At 45.1% G+C, this 17477-nt stretch carries 17 protein-coding genes; 14 read left to right on the top strand and 3 right to left on the bottom strand.

Going from position 1 to position 17477, the window contains the following annotated elements; genetic code table 11:
* Positions 1-515 precede the first annotated feature (515 nt).
* The 8 genes from gor to QZW82_RS07825 all read left to right on the top strand — a co-directional run bounded on the left by gor (position 516) and on the right by QZW82_RS07825 (position 7363).
* A complete protein-coding gene (gene gor / locus QZW82_RS07860) occupies positions 516-1859 on the top strand; it encodes a glutathione-disulfide reductase (protein WP_293146791.1) in 1344 nt (447 codons plus the stop codon).
* A 217-nt stretch (positions 1860-2076) separates the two neighbouring features.
* Positions 2077-2691 (top strand): sigma-70 family RNA polymerase sigma factor, encoded by a 615-nt coding sequence (locus QZW82_RS07855; RefSeq protein WP_293146872.1) that lies wholly within the window; start codon positions 2077-2079, stop codon positions 2689-2691.
* Complete coding sequence (locus QZW82_RS07850; RefSeq protein WP_293146790.1) at positions 2688-3122, top strand: hypothetical protein; 435 nt, start codon at positions 2688-2690, stop codon at positions 3120-3122. The genes QZW82_RS07855 and QZW82_RS07850 overlap by 4 nt, the downstream gene beginning before the upstream one ends.
* 20 nt (positions 3123-3142) lie before the next feature.
* Positions 3143-3631: a Spy/CpxP family protein refolding chaperone gene (locus tag QZW82_RS07845; protein WP_293146789.1), complete on the top strand. Its 489-nt coding sequence runs from the start codon at positions 3143-3145 to the stop codon at positions 3629-3631.
* 254 nt (positions 3632-3885) lie between these two features.
* Positions 3886-4575 (top strand): YqiA/YcfP family alpha/beta fold hydrolase, encoded by a 690-nt coding sequence (locus tag QZW82_RS07840; RefSeq protein ID WP_293146788.1) that lies wholly within the window; start codon positions 3886-3888, stop codon positions 4573-4575.
* Between the two features lie 163 nt (positions 4576-4738).
* Entirely contained in the window at positions 4739-5446 is a 708-nt protein-coding gene (locus QZW82_RS07835) for an ROK family protein (RefSeq protein WP_293146786.1), read from the top strand.
* A gap of 160 nt (positions 5447-5606) precedes the next feature.
* A complete protein-coding gene (locus QZW82_RS07830; RefSeq protein WP_293146784.1) occupies positions 5607-6914 on the top strand; it encodes a histidinol-phosphate transaminase in 1308 nt (435 codons plus the stop codon).
* A 53-nt stretch (positions 6915-6967) separates the two neighbouring features.
* The gene (locus QZW82_RS07825) at positions 6968-7363 is read left to right on the top strand and encodes a VOC family protein (RefSeq protein WP_293146782.1); all 396 of its coding nucleotides are present in this window, start codon (positions 6968-6970) and stop codon (positions 7361-7363) included.
* A gap of 34 nt (positions 7364-7397) precedes the next feature.
* On the opposite strand, the gene QZW82_RS07820 is transcribed toward QZW82_RS07825, so the two are convergent.
* Positions 7398-7955, bottom strand: coding sequence for a hypothetical protein (locus tag QZW82_RS07820; protein ID WP_293146780.1), 558 nt, complete (start codon positions 7953-7955; stop codon positions 7398-7400).
* Positions 7956-8012: 57 nt separating this feature from the next.
* Between QZW82_RS07820 and QZW82_RS07815 the strand changes: the two genes are divergently transcribed.
* Entirely contained in the window at positions 8013-8438 is a 426-nt protein-coding gene (locus tag QZW82_RS07815) for a DUF2358 domain-containing protein (protein WP_293146870.1), read from the top strand.
* A gap of 554 nt (positions 8439-8992) precedes the next feature.
* Here QZW82_RS07815 and QZW82_RS07810 read toward each other — a convergent pair.
* A complete protein-coding gene (locus tag QZW82_RS07810) occupies positions 8993-10459 on the bottom strand; it encodes an alpha-amylase family glycosyl hydrolase (RefSeq protein ID WP_293146778.1) in 1467 nt (488 codons plus the stop codon).
* Positions 10460-10834: 375 nt separating this feature from the next.
* Between QZW82_RS07810 and pabB the strand changes: the two genes are divergently transcribed.
* From pabB to QZW82_RS07785, 5 genes are all read left to right on the top strand, one after another.
* Positions 10835-12952: an aminodeoxychorismate synthase component I gene (gene pabB / locus QZW82_RS07805; protein WP_293146776.1), complete on the top strand. Its 2118-nt coding sequence runs from the start codon at positions 10835-10837 to the stop codon at positions 12950-12952.
* Positions 12953-13064: 112 nt separating this feature from the next.
* Entirely contained in the window at positions 13065-13343 is a 279-nt protein-coding gene (locus QZW82_RS07800; RefSeq protein ID WP_293146775.1) for a chorismate mutase, read from the top strand.
* A gap of 20 nt (positions 13344-13363) precedes the next feature.
* Complete coding sequence (locus QZW82_RS07795) at positions 13364-14161, top strand: methyltransferase domain-containing protein (protein ID WP_293146773.1); 798 nt, start codon at positions 13364-13366, stop codon at positions 14159-14161.
* Positions 14162-14187: 26 nt separating this feature from the next.
* Positions 14188-15063, top strand: coding sequence for a phytanoyl-CoA dioxygenase family protein (locus tag QZW82_RS07790; RefSeq protein ID WP_293146772.1), 876 nt, complete (start codon positions 14188-14190; stop codon positions 15061-15063).
* Positions 15064-15522: 459 nt separating this feature from the next.
* On the top strand, positions 15523-16812 hold the full coding sequence (locus tag QZW82_RS07785; RefSeq protein WP_293146770.1) for a glucose-1-phosphate adenylyltransferase: 1290 nt from the start codon (positions 15523-15525) through the stop codon (positions 16810-16812).
* A 54-nt stretch (positions 16813-16866) separates the two neighbouring features.
* Here the strand turns inward: QZW82_RS07785 and QZW82_RS07780 are convergent, their stop codons facing one another.
* Complete coding sequence (locus tag QZW82_RS07780) at positions 16867-17142, bottom strand: hypothetical protein (RefSeq protein WP_293146768.1); 276 nt, start codon at positions 17140-17142, stop codon at positions 16867-16869.
* Positions 17143-17477: the final 335 nt, after the last annotated feature.

Here is a 17477-nt window from a genome sequence, read left to right as displayed (position 1 = left end):
CCCTACTCCCCCTTGAAAAAGGGGGGGACAAGATTCTTCTCAAAGTCCCTCTTCTTAAGGGGGATTTAGGGGGATCGAGACTCAGCTACAACCAGCAATTCCCTCATCAGCAGCCGCCCAAAAATAGTATCGATTTTGTGTCGCTACGATTAGGCCAGATCCCCCCTAGCCCCCCTTGAAAAAGGGGGGGACAAGATTCTTCTCAAAGTTCCCCTTCTTAAGGGGGATTTAGGGGGATCGAGACTTCAGCTACAACCCACAATTCCCTCATCAGTGGCCGCCAAAAAATAGTTATATTTTTATATTTTTTTTACCATTTGCTTGTGCTATACTCTAATAATGGGAGTGTGAGCAATTTTAAGTCTTAATGCACATATTTCCATTATTAAATGATATCATGTAAACTGCAATAAGTAAAGCAATCTCCCTCTAAAAAACGAAATTTTTTTTGAGATATCATTAAAAAAAGTAAAGCGCAAAATGGCTAAAATTAAGACAGGAAACTAGCGACAATTATGACATACGATTACGACTTGTTTGTGATAGGTGCAGGCTCTGGCGGATTGGCAAGTTCTAAGCGGGCAGCATCCTACGGGGCGAAGGTGGCGATCGCCGAAAATGACTTAGTAGGCGGCACCTGCGTCATTCGCGGCTGTGTACCCAAAAAACTCATGGTGTACGCTTCAACATTTTCGCATTTGTACGAAGATGCGATCGGCTACGGTTGGAGCCCTGTAGAAACCAGCTTCAACTGGGAAAAACTCGTCACCACTGTAGATACAGAAGTGCGACGACTCAGCAAACTCCACATCAGCTTCCTCGAAAAAGCCGGAGTTGAATTAATCTCAGGATACGCCAAATTTATCGACCCCCACACTGTCGAAGTTGGTGACAAAAAATACACCGCTGCTAAAATCTTAATTGCTGTCGGCGGCGAAGCTCACAGAATCGATATTCCCGGCATCGAACACGCGATCACTTCCCGCGAAATCTTCTTGTTAAAAGAGCAGCCGAAACGGTTGGCAATTTTGGGCGGCGGCTACATCGGTGTTGAATTTGCTTGCATTATGAACGGCTTGGGAAGTGAGGTGACTCAAATCATCCGGCGCGATCGCATTTTGCACTACTTTGACGAAGAACTTCGCGCCAATGTCCAAGAAGGAATGGTTAAGCACGGCATCAATTTTGTCACAGGAAGCTCGATCGAGTGGATCGAGAAAACTCCTGAAGGCTTAAAGTTAAAATTGTGGGGAGAATCCCAAGAAACCTTGACAGTAGACGCGGTTTTGTGCGCTACCGGACGATCGCCCAATTTGGAAAAACTGGGTTTGGAGAATGCGGGAGTTGAAACCGAGAAAGGTGCGATCGCAGTTACCAAAGACAGCCGCACCAATCAACCGCACATTTTTGCTGTCGGAGATTGCACCAACCGGATCAATTTAACGCCAATTGCGATCGCCGAAGGACGCGCTTTTGCAGATACCGAATTTGGCAACAATCCGAGAGCAATCAGTCACGAAAATGTCGCATCAGCGGTATTTTCCCAGCCGGAAGCTGCTACAGTCGGCTTAACAGAAGAGCAGGCTAGAGCCAAATTTCCCGACTCAATTAAGTGCTACACAGCCAAGTTTAGGCCGATGTTTCACGCTTTGACAGGTGCAGATGAAAAGACTTTTGTCAAGTTAGTTGTTGAAACTAATACTGACAAAGTTTTGGGCGTGCACATGGTTGGGAAAGACGCGGGCGAGATTATTCAAGGAATGGCGATCGCCGTTAATATGGGAGCTACCAAGAAAGATTTCGATTCGACGATCGGCATTCACCCCTCGACTGCTGAAGAGTTTGTGACTCTGCGATAAATCTTAAATCGGGAAACGGCATTGCCGTTTCCCTCCCTCTTCAACCCGCACTAGCGCCGTTATATTTAGGTATGTAGTTGCGCTTCAGCGCTCTTCGCGCTTTGCGCTGAAGCGCAACTACGTACCTTTGCCAAAGAATTTTAAATCCTTTGAACCTTTTTTGAACTTGTCCTGTCTAAACGCTTCAGATAACGAACAGGTGAGGGATACTTCACAGGTGTTAGGTGTGTCAGCCAATGTTTTAATCGATGATTGTTCCGACTCCTACTTAGTCGATCGGTGTTTAAAGGGCGATTCCCTACGGGATAGCTTCGCTTCACGTACTTGCTTTCGTCACCTTTACCAACGCTACCAACACAAAGTCAGGTCAACCCTTTACCAACTCTGCGGTTCATCACTTCTAGACGACTTAACCCAAGAAGTATTTCTGCGAGTCTGGAAAGGATTACCCAAACTCAAACAACAGGAAAACTTTTCAACTTGGCTCTATCGCATTACTTGGAATGTGGCATCTGACCAAAGAAAAGCATTTGCCAAACAGCATTCTTTTGACTCCCAACTCAAAAATCAAGAAACAATGGATAGTGTTATTCCCAATAATAACACATCCGGCTTGATGCAGTTGCACTATCAAGATTTAGTGCAACGAGGACTGGAGCAATTGAGCTTTGAACACCGCACTGTTTTGGTGCTGCACGACTTAGAAGACATCCCGCAAAAAGAAGTAGCCCAAATCCTGGGACTACCAGCGGGAACTGTTAAATCTCGCGTGTTTTATGCCCGAAATGCCATGCGACAATTTTTGCAAAAACAGGGGGTAGACGAACTGTGAACGATGAAAATAGCGACAAAAAATTAGTGAATTTCTTGAAGCAAAATAGCCCAAAAGTTCCGGACGCTGCCCCCGATTTTGAGCAAAGAGTTTTAGCAGCAATAGATAGGAATGACAGGGCGAGAGAGCTAAATCGTCTCGGGTATTCGCGATTTAGAGAGTCTAGTAAAAGCTCAAAATTCCTCCGTTTTCCCAAGTGGGGTTTTCCCGCTGCGATCGTCGCTAGCTTGCTAGTTTTTGGTTCGGGCTATCGCGTCCTAGTTACCGCACAATTACAGGCGGATGAAGCAGCTCACTTGGAAGCATTTCTGGTAAATAATTGGGAGGGTGTATTGAACGATTCTCGCACGGCAACTATGAGCGATCGCCCGCAAACAGATTTATTTGATTTCCCTGTTACTGCTGACACCGAACCCCAACAAATTAACTAATCTTAAAGAGGTAATTTTTCATGTCAATGCGCCAATTTTCTGCTATCGCAGTTTTACTGTTAACTCTCGGTACTACAGCCGCTGCAACAGCAGCTCCCAGCCCCGCTCAACCGGAAACAATTGCCCAAAACCAGCTTCCCAATCGAGTTGGTGGTAAAGAGAACCGGCTGTTTGAGAAACTAAATTTAACCGCCGAGCAAAAGCAGAAAATGCAGGCTGTTCGCGATCGCTACAAAGACCAAGTTTCCCAGCGAATGCAAGCAATCCGCCAAGCCAGACAAGAATTGGAAACGATGATGTCTGGTACGACAGCAAACGTCGGCCAAATGCGCGACAAACACCGCCAAATCATGGGATTGAGGCAGCAGTTAGAAGAGGTACAATTTGAAAGTACATTAGCCATGCGAGAAGTGCTGACACCCGAACAGCGCAGCCAGTTCTCCCAAATGATGCAGCAGCGCAGGGAAGCTGCTAAAACCCGGAGACAAAACAGCCAAAAATCCCAATAATAGATCTCTTGCAAAAATACAACGCACCCCACCCCAACCCTCCCCGAAGTCGCGGGGAGGGGGTAAGATTATTCTTGTTTCCCCCCTTAATAAGGGGGGACTTGCGGGGGGTAAATTTGACGAGAGCAAGAGTTCTAATCTACACTGCTACCGACTGCACACCCTACTAAAAAATAAACTTGTCGGGCGTGCAGTCGCCAGTTCGCTCATTTAAGTTAAAATAATTAGTTGGTAAATCTCATCAAATTTTCTGGATGAATCTACAAAACGATTCTAGTTACATTTATTTACACGGATTTGCTTCAAGTCCAGATTCAACTAAGGCTAAATATTTCCGCGATCGCTTTTTTTCCCTAGGAATTGACCTCAAAACTCCCGATCTCAATTACAATGATTTTTCGCGCCTCACTCTCACGCGCCAATTAGACCAAATAGAAACAGAATTTCTGCAAGTCCAATCCTCCGAATCTGTAGAAAATCTAAAAAATTTAGGGGAAGTTACCATCATTGGGTCTAGTTTTGGCGGGCTGACAGCGGCTTGGCTGGCCCAGCGACAATTATCAATAAAACAAATAGTTTTGTTAGCACCGGCTTTTCAATTTCTCTCCCATTGGCTGCCACAGTTGGGACAGCAACAGTTAGAAAAGTGGCAGTCTGAGAAATATTTGCCAGTTTATCACTACGGCGAACAGCGCTATTTGCCGTTGAATTATGAGTTTGTGACAGATATGGCTCAATACCCTGAAGAAAAATTAATGCGATCTGTTCCGACGTTAATTCTGCACGGCAAGCATGATACGATCGTACCGATTCAAGCTAGCAGAAGTTTTTCAGATAATCGTCCCTGGGTGAAATTAATCGAACTAGAGGACGATCATTCTTTGGGAAATGTCCTAGCGGAAATTTGGGAAGCGATGCAAAAGTTTTGCCAATTCAAAAATTAAAATTTGACAATGCCCAAAAATGGATACAATCTTCCGACTTAAGTCGTGAGAAACAAAAATTTTAGACAACGTTTAAACTCCAAGATTCCTGTGTGGAGTAAATCTAAAATCTCAAGTCTAAAATCTCAAATCTACTCACCAACTTGCTAGTTTCAAAAATCAAATGACTGAACAAGATAAATCGACTCGCACCTTAGCCGTTGACATTGGCGGAAGTGGCATCAAAGTTATGGTTTTGGACGCTGAAGGTGAACCCCAAACGGAACGCAGCCGTTTAGAAACGCCTCAACCCCCGAAGCCGGAACCGATACTGGAAACCATAGCCTCTTTGGCCAGCGGACAAGGCGAATTTGACCGAGTATCCGTCGGTTTTCCCGGCGTCGTATCTCGCGGTATCATCAAAACCGCAGTCAATTTAGATCCATCTTGGATTGATTTTGACCTAGCAACTACCCTCAAAGATCGATTGGGAAAACCTGTGCGAGTGGCTAACGATGCCGACATTCAAGGATTGGGAGCAATTGCTGGAACGGGAGTAGAATTAGTAATTACTCTCGGCACCGGTTTCGGTTCGGGTTTGTTTGTCGATGGTATCTTGGTACCAAATCTAGAATTAGGACATCACCCGTTTCGTAAAGGGGAAACTTACGAACAGCAATTAGGGCGAGCCGCCTTAGATACAGTCGGCCCCAAAAGATGGAACCGCCGTCTGGAAAAAGCCCTCGTCTACCTGCAAAATCTCTTTAACTGCGATCGCCTTTACATCGGCGGCGGCAATACCAAAAAAATTGTTTTTGAGTTACCGCCACAAGTTAAAATAGTACCGAATGTCAGCGGTTTGTTGGGCGGAATTGCTTTGTGGCGCGATTAAAATAGTCATTAGTCATTGGTCATTAGTCATTAGTTTATTAGTTATTGATGACAATCAAGGATTTATACGCTAGACATCATAAACTAATGACTAATTATCCTAATAGTGACCAACCAAATCGTAATTATAAAATCTACAATCTCAGACCAAAAATCATACCATGCTTCCCTTTATCCGCAAAGACTTAGCCGAACTTACCGCATACACTCCTCATCCGGGCGGCGCCTCAGGAGAATCAGCGCACTCGGAAATTGTACTCGATCGCCTAGACACCAACGAATGCCCTTACGATCTGCCAGAGGAATTAAAACAAAAGCTAGCTTGGACTTACCAGCAGTTAATTGAGACAAATCGCTATCCCGACGGAGGCCACGCAGCACTCAAAGAGGCGATCGCCCAATACGTCAACGAATCCCTAAATGCCCCCGGGCTAGGGGCTGAATCTATTCCTTTTCCCCCCCTTAACAAGGGCGGGCTAGGATCTGAATCTATTCCTGTCCCCCCCCTTAACAAGGCGGGACTAGGGGCTGAATCTATTCCTGTCCCCCCCCTTACCAAGGGGGGGCTAGGGGGGGTTCCACAGCCAAAAACTGTCATTACAGCCGACAATATCTCAGTCGGCAACGGTTCCGACGAACTAATTCGATCGCTCTTAATCGCTACTTGCTTGGGCGGCGCAGGCTCAATTTTCGTCGCCAATCCCACCTTTTCGATGTACGGAATTACCGCCACCACCCTGGGGATTCCCGTTGTTAGTGTCGGGCGAAACCCCGAGACTTTTGAAATCGACATCAATGCAGCTCAAAGGGCGATAGACCAAAATCAAAATCCCCCCGTCCGCATCGTCTTTGTCGTCCATCCCAACTCCCCCACAGCCAATGCTTTAACAATCAATGAAATAGAATGGCTGTCAAGTTTGCCCGAAAATATCTTAGTAGTAATTGACGAAGCCTATTTTGAATTCAGCCAAAATACCTTAGCCGACAGATTGCACCAACATCCGAATTGGATAATTTTGCGAACATTTTCCAAAGCATTTCGCCTAGCGTCAATGAGAGTCGGATATGCGATCGCCCATCCCGAACTCACAGCCACCTTAGAAAAAATCCGCCTCCCCTACAACCTTCCCAGTTTCTCGCAAACAGCGGCAGAGTTTGCCCTCGCCCAGCGGCAATTATTGCTAGCAGTAATTCCTGAAATTATCTCAGAAAGAGCCAAATTAATTGCAGCGCTAACTCAGCATCAAAAACTGCAAGTTTGGCCGAGTGCAGCTAACTTCGTTTACCTGCGGGTGACAACTGCTGAGGGCGAATCGCCCGAACACAAACACCAACAAATCATGCAGCAGCTAAAAGCTCAAGGTACTTTAATTCGCCACACAGGCGGAGGTTTGCGAATTACCGTGGGTACTCCCGACGAAAATGTGCGAACTTGCGATCGAATAGGAGAAATTTTTGACAAGTCATAATATTCGGTATCCAGTTTCTGCTTAACACAAAAATAAATTTGGAGGAGATATATATGCTTCAAGGAAAGGTTTTACGGGTTGCTCGTCCAACGGATTGCCTCGATCGAGTTGTTCATTTCTACACAGAGGGTTTAGGGCTGCAAATCCTCGATAGTTTTGAAAACCATGAAGATTTTGACGGAGTAATGGTTGGGATGCCAGGAGAAAGCCACCACTTTGAATTCATCCATCAACGGGGACATATTGTAGGTGGCGCTCCAACTAAAGACAATCTTATCGTCTTTTACCTTCCTAACCAACAAGAATGGCAGCAAGCTGTTGAGCGAATGAAAGCAATGGGATTTGAGCCTGTAAACTCCTACAATCCCTACTGGGACAAAGATGGAGTGACCTTTGAAGACCCAGATGGCTATCGAGTTGTTTTGCAGAATGCCGAGTGGAGCTTGTAGCAGCGCGATCGCAGCATAAGCTATCTACACCAATTTATAACCGATCGTTTCCTTGTCGCGCCGCGCGAATAGTTTGTGGAAATACGCCGACTAAAAGTGCCAAAGCTCGATCGGGAATTTGTGCCACTGTTTCCGAATCAAAATATTGTTCAAACTGAGTTAAAATCATTTGTGCGCGTTCCGCAGCTACAGACTTTGCCGTTAACTGTTCCGTTAACCGCACCCAATGCCGCCTAATTCCGAAAGCTTTCTGTCTTTCTGCGGGAGATAGAGGGCAAACAAAACAAAAATCTCCCACAGGAATCGCCTGCTGCGAATCAGCATCAAAAGCACCTCCAACGGCAGCACCAGGCCCGGCAAACTCCGCATGGAAGCCTTTAATCAAAATTAGACCGTTTCGGCGACGGCTATCTACCATCAACAGCTTGCCGCCGTTGATTTCTGCGAGAATGTCAGATGAGTGGGGGTGTTCAATCAAATCTGTGCCAAGGTTTCGATGTCCCAAGTCCCGATCGGCCCAAAGGCGAGATCGGACAATATAATTAGATGTATCAAGTTTTGGATGCTCTTGCTGTCGATCGAGATTATCCATTTAAACTTACACACAATAGTGTCACAAGGTGGTAGCTTGAGCGCGATCGAATATCAAATGCAGGTAGAACAAACAGTAGACATCCTCAAAGCAGATCTCCCGACGCTTTTTGAGAAAGACATTTCCTACCACATTTATACAAAAGATGTTTTTTTTCAAGACCCAGTTAACAAATTTAAAGGAAAAATCAACTATCGCATTATCTTTTGGACTTTGCGATTTCACGGGCAGCTATTTTTCACCGAGATTTACTTCGACCTGCACGACGTAAGTCAGACAACCCCTGATACTATTGTGGCAACTTGGACTGTTCGCGGGACACTGCGCGTACCCTGGAAAGCTCGGATCTTCTTCAACGGCTATTCTACATACAAGCTGGATCCAGAGGGCTTAATTTACCAACATATCGATACCTGGGACAGAGATCCCGGAGAGATTCTCCAGCAGTTTTTGGGCAAAGGCGAGGATGTCACCCCAGGATAAGCCAAAAAGGTCGATCGCACTCAACCATCCGCACCAGCAATTAGAGTAACCTATAGTTCGTCAAACAATCATCAGCCTTCCGATCAATTTTCTGCTATTTTTAAATACCTAAAATGATCGTCGCCCCAGATTAATTTTCTGCTATTTCCACTCCAGAAAAACATCATGGCTGATATTATCGAGACTGCCACCAATGCCGATTCTTTCAGAACACTCGTGACTGTTATTGAAGCAGCCGATTTGTTAAATTTATTGTAAAGTCCCGGCCCCTACACCGTCTTATACCAATTTTAAACGAAATAACAGTATTCTTGTCCCCCCCCTTGGCAAGGGGGGGCTAGGGGGGGTCTTCGAGTGTTGCACGATTTTAGAAAATTGGTATTACCACCCACTGACGAGCCCTTTACCAAAATTCCTAATCCTATTGCCTCTTGGATGGAAAACATACCCAAACTCAACAAAATTCTTACCTATCACATTCTGTCGGTTTGTAGTGAGGACTTTAGTCCGCAATCAGAGGACTAAAGTCCTCACTACAAACCTATGTTCTTAAACTAATTGTGCGAACCTAAAATTAAGCCCGATCGCGCCGGCAGCATCAATTCTAACTGCCGAGTTTTCCCTTCACCTTTCCAAACAAACTCGCCTTTACCAAACAGCAATTTCTCGTGAGGAGATTTCAAAGTAGCTGCTTCAAAACTAATATTTGCCTCTTCAGTCGCGACATTGACAGCAACAACTATTTCCTCATCCCCCAAAATTCGGGCAAAAACGTAAACCGTTCCCTCAGCAAATAGAATTTGGTAGTCTCCGGTGCGGAGGGCAGCGTATTTATGCCGCAAAGCTATCAACTGCTTGTGGTAATCTAAAACCTCAAGTTCCCAGTTAGCTTCTAAGGGAAAACCGCGGCGGGAATCAGGATCTAGAGCACCGGGCAAACCAACTTCATCGCCGTAGTAAATGCTGGGAGCTCCGGGAAAAGTTAACAGCAGCAAATTAGCCAGTTCTACGCTAGCTTTATCGCCTCCAGCAATTGAGATCAACCGGGCTGTATCGTGACTCGCCAACAAATTAAGTTGAGTTAGCTGTATCGGCCACGGGTACAGTTCCAAAACGTGCTGGATTTTGTCCCCATACTCTTTAGCAAACAGCGGCGGATAGGGATGGTAAGAACGACCTTCAATTTGAGCTAAATCTACTCTGTCGCCCGCTGCAAAAGCAATAGTCGGCGCCGCAAACAGATAATTCATCACTCCGTCAAATTGACTGCCGTCGAGCCATTCTCTCGCATCTTCCCAAACTTCGCCGACAATGTAAGCTTCGGGATTAATTGCTTTGACTCGCTCTCGAAATTCTTGCCAAAATCCGGGAGTTTTAATTTCAAAAGGAACATCTAGCCGCCAGCCATCAATGCCGAATTTAATCCAGTATTCGGCAATTTCCATGATGTATTCTCGTACTTCTGGATTGTCGTGATTGAATTCCGGCAAGGCTCGATTGCCATCCCAACCTGCGTAATTAGCAGGAAAATTACCGTCGTAGGCAGATAGCGGCCAGCCTTCTATTTTAAACCAATCTACCCAAGGAGAATGGGGGCCGTTTTCGAGGATATCGTGGAAGAAGAAAAAGCCGCGGCTGGCGTGGTTGAATACGCCGTCGAGGACGATTTTGATGTTGCGATCGTGGGCGGCGTCTAGAAGCTCTTTAAACGCTGGATTGCCACCCAACATCGGATCGACTTGATAGTAGTCGTGGGTGTGGTAGCGGTGATTGCAGGCAGACTGAAATATCGGGGTGAAATAAATTGCGTTTATGCCTAAGTCTTGCAGGTAGTCTAGCTCTTCCATCACGCCCCACAAGTCGCCGCCTTTGTACCCTTGGAGGGTGGGGATTTCGTGCCATTCTTCCCACATGAAGTTTTGCAGCAGGCGTTTGCGCGGCTGTTTGCTTTTAGCGAAGCGATCGGGGAATATTTGGTAGAATACCGCGTGTTTAACCCAGTCCGGCGTTTGGATTTGCATACAATTTTCCTGTCTTTTACGGCTTAGGCTACATTAGCAGATGTTTCTAGGAGATCTAGCTTTTGGTAGAGAATATACACTCGATCGAGTTTTGTCGATCAAAAAATCGTAAAATATAGCCTTTCTCAGATAGATGATGTATCATGTAACTGACAAAAACGGAGTGAGCAATATAGAACCCAAAAGGTAATGCAGCTCTAATTAAAGGTCGCGCTCGCAGCAGCCGATCGAGTGAAAGCGACGATCGACCCCGACTCAGCCGCAGCAGCCGATCAAGTGAAAGCGACGATCGACCCTGACTCAGCCTCTCGACTCACAACTATTAATGATCGACTCACAACTATAATTGTACCTCCTCTTTTTGAGAAAGGCTAGATGCGAACCTTAATTATTGACAACTATGACTCTTATACCTTTAATCTGTACCAGATGATTGCTGAGGTAAATGGGGAGCTGCCTCTGGTAATTCGTAACGATCGGCTTAACTGGGATGAAGTCAAAGAAATTGCATTCGACAATATTGTAATTTCTCCAGGTCCCGGTCGTCCAGAAAGGTCAGAAGATTTTGGAGTCTGCCGACAGATAATTGAGAAAGTGGATGTGCCCTTGCTGGGAGTTTGTCTGGGGCATCAAGGACTTGGCTACCTACATGGTGGAAAAGTGATTCATGCACCGGAAGTTCGACACGGTAGACTCAGTAAAATTTATCACAATGATTCGGAATTATTCCAAGGCATTCCCAGTCAATTTTCTGTGGTGCGCTATAACTCCCTGTTAGTTGCTGATGAACTACCTGAGTGCCTAGAAAAAATTGCTTGGACTGAAGAAGGACTGGTGATGGGATTGCGTCATCGGCATCTACCTTTTTGGGGGGTGCAGTTTCACCCAGAGTCTATCTGTACAGAATATGGACAAAGATTAATAGAAAACTTTAGAGAGATTACGCTGCAATTTACTGAGAAGTCATCAAGAAGTTCAGTAAAACAGTATTGGACAGGATATGGATCTGTTGCTCCTGCTATAGATGACTCCTACCAAGAAGAGTCTCAGCAGTTTGAATTGTATACGCGGAAGTTGGATATTTGCCCAAATACAGAACAAATATTTGTACAGTTGTTTGAGGATGCACCGAACGCTTTTTGGCTAGATAGCAGCCGTGTGGAACTTGGTCTATCTCGCTTCTCGTTTATGGGTGACGGAAGCGGGGTAAACAGTCTATTGGTGCGATACCATACTCTAACCCAAGAACTTATTATCACACAGTCAGATCGGGTGACCCATCGCAGAGAAAGTATTTTCGAGTATCTCAAACGAGAAATTGACCTCCGAAGTTGCCAAGCTGATGGTTTACCGTTTGATTTTAATTGTGGATTTGTTGGCTATTTTGGCTATGAACTCAAGGCAGAGTCGGGATCGTCATTGGTGCATTCTTCACCATTACCTGATGCAATTTTCTTACTTGCCGATCGCATCATTGCCATCGATCACCAAGAACAGTGTCTTTATTTGCTCCAATTAATCAAAAAAGGACAAACAGAACAGGTAGAAACTTGGTTTGATACTATCCAACAACAACTCGAAACCCTTGCGCCTCTGGCAACCCTTGTACCCCAGGGAAATTCTCAGCCAGTCAAGTTCCGTTTGAGTCGCACTTACCAAAATTACATCCAAGATATCCACCAGTGCTTGGACGAAATTCACGAAGGGGAAACCTATCAAGTTTGCCTGACGAATCAGCTTCACACCGATGCGATCCCCGACCCATTGACGTTCTATCGGACATTACGTAAAATCAATCCTGCTCCTTACTCTGCATTTTTGCGCTTTGGTGAGATAGCGATCGCCTGTTCATCTCCAGAACGGTTTTTGCGGATCGATCGCCAAGGTTGGGTAGAAACTAAGCCCATTAAGGGAACGCTACACCGAGGAGAAACCCCTGAAGCAGATTTTATCCTCCGAGAGCAGCTACGCAACAGCGAAAAAGACCGGGCTGAAAATCTGATGATTGTGGATCTGTTACGCAATGATTTGGGACGAGTCTGTGAAGTGGGTAGCGTTCAGGTACCGAAGTTAATGGATGTGGAAACCTATGCAACAGTACATCAGTTGGTGACAACGATACGCGGGCGGTTACGTTCAAATCTACAAGCGGTGGATTGCGTGCGGGCTTCATTTCCGGGAGGATCGATGACTGGTGCCCCCAAAATCCGCACTATGCAAATTATCGATCGCCTGGAACAAGAGGCGCGGGGAGTTTATTCCGGGGCGATCGGCTTTTTGGGCTTGAATGGTTCAGCCGATTTGAATATTGTGATTCGGACTGCTGTTTTGACACCCGATCGAACCTCGATTGGTATCGGTGGCGGAATTATAGCGCTTTCCGATCCTGAGATGGAGTTTCAGGAAACGCTGCTTAAAGCCAAAGCCTTAATCGACGCTCTGGTTCTGACAATGCACGGAACATCTGAACCAGACACATATCACATTCTGTGATTAGAAACAACAACTACGGATGGTTATGAAAAATTAACTGAGTAAATCAGGGGCTTAAAAAAGGATGGAGATTTGTCTGGTATAGTTTGTGTATTAGAGGTAAAATTCAGCCATGAATCAGCTCGAACAGTTTAGACAAGAAATTGATGCCTTAGATGCTCAGATTATTGAAGTGTTAGGTAAACGATTTGAAGTGTGTAGACAGGTTGCTCATTTCAAAAAAGCAGAGGGGATTCCCATGATGCAACCGGGACGAGTAGAAGAAGTGAAGAAGCGCCGTCAGGAGCTAGGTATAGAACAGGGGATTACCCCTGATTTCATGCTTCATTTGTACAGTTTAATCATTCAAGAAAGCTGTCGGATGGAAGATGAAATTATTGAAAAAAATTGATTCAAGGAGATTAAAATTTTATGGTTCTGGATGCTAGAAATCACGACCCTGCTCAAGAGATTGCCGCCGAGAAAGTTTTGCTCGATCGGTTGGATACATACTACTCAGATATTATCAGTTGGTTTTTTCAAACAATCCTGAAAGATTCAACACCAACCAAAATTCTGGATGTGGGTTGTGGAACAGGTCATCTCTTAGAGGTTTGCGATCGCACATTGAAGGCGATCGTCACCCCATCTTTTTATGGAGTCGATCTCAATCAGTATTTGATTACCAATGCCAGCCAGCGGTTTCCATCCTATCAATTTGAGGCGGCAGATGCGACTCACCTGCCTTATCCAGATGAAACTTTCGATCTCGTTTATGTTGCGGCTGTGCTTGCTCATGTACCAAGGGCGGCAGACATCTTAAAAGAAATGGTGCGAGTCACTAAGATAGGTGGAACGATCGCAGTTTTAGATCAAGATTTTGAAACGGCGGTGCTTTATCCCGGTGACAAGCAACTCACCCGCAGTGTTCTCAATGCTGCCGCCGATTACTGGAGCGATGGTTGGATGGGTCGAAAATTACCCAGTATGTTTAAGCATTTAGGACTGACTGACATCACAGTTGATGCCCGTGTTCGCATCGATCGCGACTTTGACAAACCTTTCTTTGAGCGAATTCGCAACTGGATTGTGGAAGCAGGGTTTCCCTCTGATCGAGCAGAACGATGGTTTTCAGAGCTTTGTCAACAAGCAAGTGTCGATGAGTTCTTATTTACTCGTAACTGGTACGCAGTTGCCGGAATCAAACAGTTCAAGAGTCTCAACGAATAATTCAGTTATGCCCAGATATTAGGTCAATGAATACTATTTACTTTGATTCTAGCGTTAAAGACGATGTAAGACGGCAGCGTCTTTATAATGGTCAACTTTTTGTCTTTTCTGCTTGTCCAAGTGTGATCGCACTCCACCAATTGGTCTGCGATCTGCTCGAAGCAACTTTCGGTTCACCGATACCTTCAGTAATAGAGGACGGTTTGCCAGTTGAGAAATTTTTGGCTGCTGAATCTTCCCTCAAACACCAGATTATGAATCACCCTCAAACCAAGCAACTGGTTCAGTCGCTGCTGCAAGAGTTTGAGTGTGACTTAAGCAAGACTTATTTTGATTTACCACAGTTACGAATCGTACCTGCCCGAGGCTATTTGCCGAACAATGAAGGAATGTTTCACGATCCGCATCGAGATACTTGGTATGCTGCACCTCAGTGCTTAATCAACTGGTGGATACCCATCTCCGAATTTGAATCTGAAAGTGCATTGGCATTCCATCCCTTGTACTGGAAGCAGCCAGTCAACAATGACTCTCGTAGCTTTAATCAAGAACAAGATTATAAAAACAACTTTCGGGAGGCTGAATTTCCGCATCCAGAACAACAGATCGAAATTGAGCCGGAAATTCGGATCGTCTGTCCGGCAGGGGGAGTAATTCTCTTTTCAGGGGCACAGATGCACTCTGCTGTTCCGAATACATCGGGGTCAACGCGCTTCAGTCTTGACTTTAGAACCGTGCATTACGACGACATTCTCACAAACAATGGTGCAGCCAATATCGATTCTTACTCAACAGTTGCCCTATTGACCGATTTCATGCGAGGTACAGACCTGGCCAAGTTTTCTGAAGAGGTGATTGCCAGCGCTTCTAAAAACCTACTCAAACCTACCCCTCTTCTGTGACTATCCGGATTGAAAAAGTAAGAAATAAGCCCAGATTAATCAGAAGAATAAAAGTTTAAATAATTGAAAAATTAATGGGAAAGTTATATTTTCATATATTCCATACGCATTAACTGAAACTATTCCACGATCTACTTTACCTATTTCTGGTACGGTAAATACCGAGCGACTAACTCATCAGATATGTTTGCTCTTCATTCATTGGCAATACCACCAAAAATTACCGTCAATCGATTTGAGATTTGAAAAATTGAAGAATTGAAGAAAGCGAACCCGCGGATGGCGAAACCAGCTTTAGGGGTAGTTTACCTCCCCATAATTTATTCCTGGGTATTTTAACTCATAACTCGATCGCTCAAAACTCAAAACTCAAAACTTCCTCGCTCCCCCCCTTGTCAAGAAGCCCTCACCATCCGACACTGGACTTGGAGAGTTAATCGACCCTAGGGAGAAAGTTCCTTGAAAAAAGTCTTAGCCATCATCCTCGGTGGCGGTGTAGGCACCCGCCTTTACCCCCTAACCAAACTGCGAGCCAAACCCGCAGTTCCCCTCGCAGGTAAATATCGCCTCATCGATATTCCTGTGAGCAACTGCATCAACTCGCAAATAGTCAAAATTTACGTCCTCACCCAATTCAACTCGGCATCCCTCAACCGCCACATCTCTCGCACTTACCAGTTTTCTGGCTTCACCGAGGGATTTGTCGAGGTACTCGCCGCCCAGCAAACTCAGGAAAACCCCAACTGGTTTCAAGGGACAGCGGATGCAGTTCGCCAATATCTTTCGCTGCTAGAACAGTGGGACGTTGACGAATACTTGATTCTGTCAGGCGACCACCTCTACCGCATGGACTACCAGAAGTTTGTCGATAGACACCGCGAAACCAATGCCGATATCACCCTCTCCGTTTTGCCGATGGACGAGAAGCGGGCCTCGGATTTTGGTTTGATGAAAATCGACGACAACGGCCGCATTATTTCTTTCAGCGAAAAGCCAAAAGGCGATGCGCTCAAACAAATGCAGGTGGATACTACTAAACTGGGACTGACACCGCAGCAGGCTCAGGAAAGTCCTTACATTGCTTCGATGGGGATTTACGTCTTCAAAAAAGAAGTTCTGATTAAACTCCTGAAAGAATCTCCCAACCAAACTGATTTTGGTAAAGAGATTATTCCGAATTCTTCAAAAGACCACAACGTTCAAGCTTATTTGTTTGACGATTATTGGGAAGATATCGGAACCATTGAGGCTTTTTATGATGCTAACTTGGCGCTGACAAAACAGCCTAAGCCTCCTTTCAGTTTCTACGATGAAAATGCGCCGATTTATACTCGCCCGCGTTTCTTGCCGCCGACTAAGCTTTTAGATACTCACGTGACGGAATCAATTATTGCTGAAGGCTGCATTCTCAAACAGTGCCGCATTGACCATTCTGTGTTGGGAGTTCGAGCGCGCATTGAAGCTGGATGTACGATTCAAGATAGCCTGCTTATGGGTGCTGACTTCTACGAACCCGACGCGGAACGGCATTCGAGTTTAGACCACGGTGGTGTCGCCCTCGGTATCGGTGCAGATACTACAATTCGCCGCGCGATTGTGGACAAAAATGCCCGCATCGGCCGGAACGTTCAAATCATTAATAAAGACCGAGTGGAAGAAGCCAACCGCGAAAACCAAGGTTTTTACATCCGCAGCGGCATTGTCGTAGTCCTGAAAAACGCCACGATTCCTGATGGAACTATCATTTAGTTATTAGTCATTAGTCATTAGTCGTCAGTCATTAGTTTTTTAAGTTAAAATCAGTTATCTGTCAGCCAGTGACTGATGATAAATAAATAAATTAGTGACAGATAACCAATGACTGATGACTGATGACTGATGACTGATGATTTTTTTTACTTCATTATTAATTGCAACTGTTGGTGCAAGGCTGTCGAAATATTTGGCTTCATTCAAACTCAGGCGCATTAATAAGGAACAGTCTCTGTTACGGTCTGCGGTGATACGCGTATGTTCGATCGCCTGCGTCTGGCGGATTGCTTCTGATTCTTGTATTTGCGCTCGTAGCACGACTGACAAATGCGCTGCCCGTTTCTTAGCATCACACAACTTTCGGAACTATCTTTCCAATCGTCGCAGCAGCCGCAAGGCCAACTTAGCAAATAATTCATGATGTTATCACCCTCGTAACGTTAATAAGTTATTGAGTTACCATCTTATCTTAATTTTTTTTGAAGTGTGTGCTCTAGTTAACAGACAGCAGATATATTTTGTTATATTTTATGACTTAAAGGTATAGATGTGGTGTTAAAATAAAAAAGTATAGCACCAGTAGTGTCAGAAAAAAATATATCCAAAGGCTGTTGAATTAATGTACGCTTGATGGTAGAATTGAGTCAGAATTAAGGTAGCAG

It is taken from the genome of Microcoleus sp. bin48.metabat.b7b8b9.023 (genome assembly GCF_013299185.1).
Classification (GTDB): Bacteria; Cyanobacteriota; Cyanobacteriia; order Cyanobacteriales; family Microcoleaceae; genus Microcoleus.
Note: the sequence above shows the minus strand (reverse complement) of the source record. Positions and strands in the feature narration are given on the sequence as shown.

What these genes read in the sequence shown, in the direction of transcription:
- QZW82_RS07840 (WP_293146788.1), top strand. Translation starts at nt 3,886, where the DNA reads ATGAATCTACAAAACGATTCTAGTTACATTTATTTACACGGATTTGCT.
- pabB (WP_293146776.1), top strand. Translation starts at nt 10,835, where the DNA reads ATGCGAACCTTAATTATTGACAACTATGACTCTTATACCTTTAATCTG.
- QZW82_RS07820 (WP_293146780.1), bottom strand. Translation starts at nt 7,955, where the DNA reads ATGGATAATCTCGATCGACAGCAAGAGCATCCAAAACTTGATACATCT.
- QZW82_RS07835 (WP_293146786.1), top strand. Translation starts at nt 4,739, where the DNA reads ATGACTGAACAAGATAAATCGACTCGCACCTTAGCCGTTGACATTGGC.
- QZW82_RS07790 (WP_293146772.1), top strand. Translation starts at nt 14,188, where the DNA reads ATGAATACTATTTACTTTGATTCTAGCGTTAAAGACGATGTAAGACGG.
- QZW82_RS07845 (WP_293146789.1), top strand. Translation starts at nt 3,143, where the DNA reads ATGTCAATGCGCCAATTTTCTGCTATCGCAGTTTTACTGTTAACTCTC.
- QZW82_RS07815 (WP_293146870.1), top strand. Translation starts at nt 8,013, where the DNA reads ATGCAGGTAGAACAAACAGTAGACATCCTCAAAGCAGATCTCCCGACG.
- QZW82_RS07825 (WP_293146782.1), top strand. Translation starts at nt 6,968, where the DNA reads ATGCTTCAAGGAAAGGTTTTACGGGTTGCTCGTCCAACGGATTGCCTC.
- gor (WP_293146791.1), top strand. Translation starts at nt 516, where the DNA reads ATGACATACGATTACGACTTGTTTGTGATAGGTGCAGGCTCTGGCGGA.
- QZW82_RS07795 (WP_293146773.1), top strand. Translation starts at nt 13,364, where the DNA reads ATGGTTCTGGATGCTAGAAATCACGACCCTGCTCAAGAGATTGCCGCC.
- QZW82_RS07810 (WP_293146778.1), bottom strand. Translation starts at nt 10,459, where the DNA reads ATGCAAATCCAAACGCCGGACTGGGTTAAACACGCGGTATTCTACCAA.
- QZW82_RS07800 (WP_293146775.1), top strand. Translation starts at nt 13,065, where the DNA reads ATGAATCAGCTCGAACAGTTTAGACAAGAAATTGATGCCTTAGATGCT.
- QZW82_RS07830 (WP_293146784.1), top strand. Translation starts at nt 5,607, where the DNA reads ATGCTTCCCTTTATCCGCAAAGACTTAGCCGAACTTACCGCATACACT.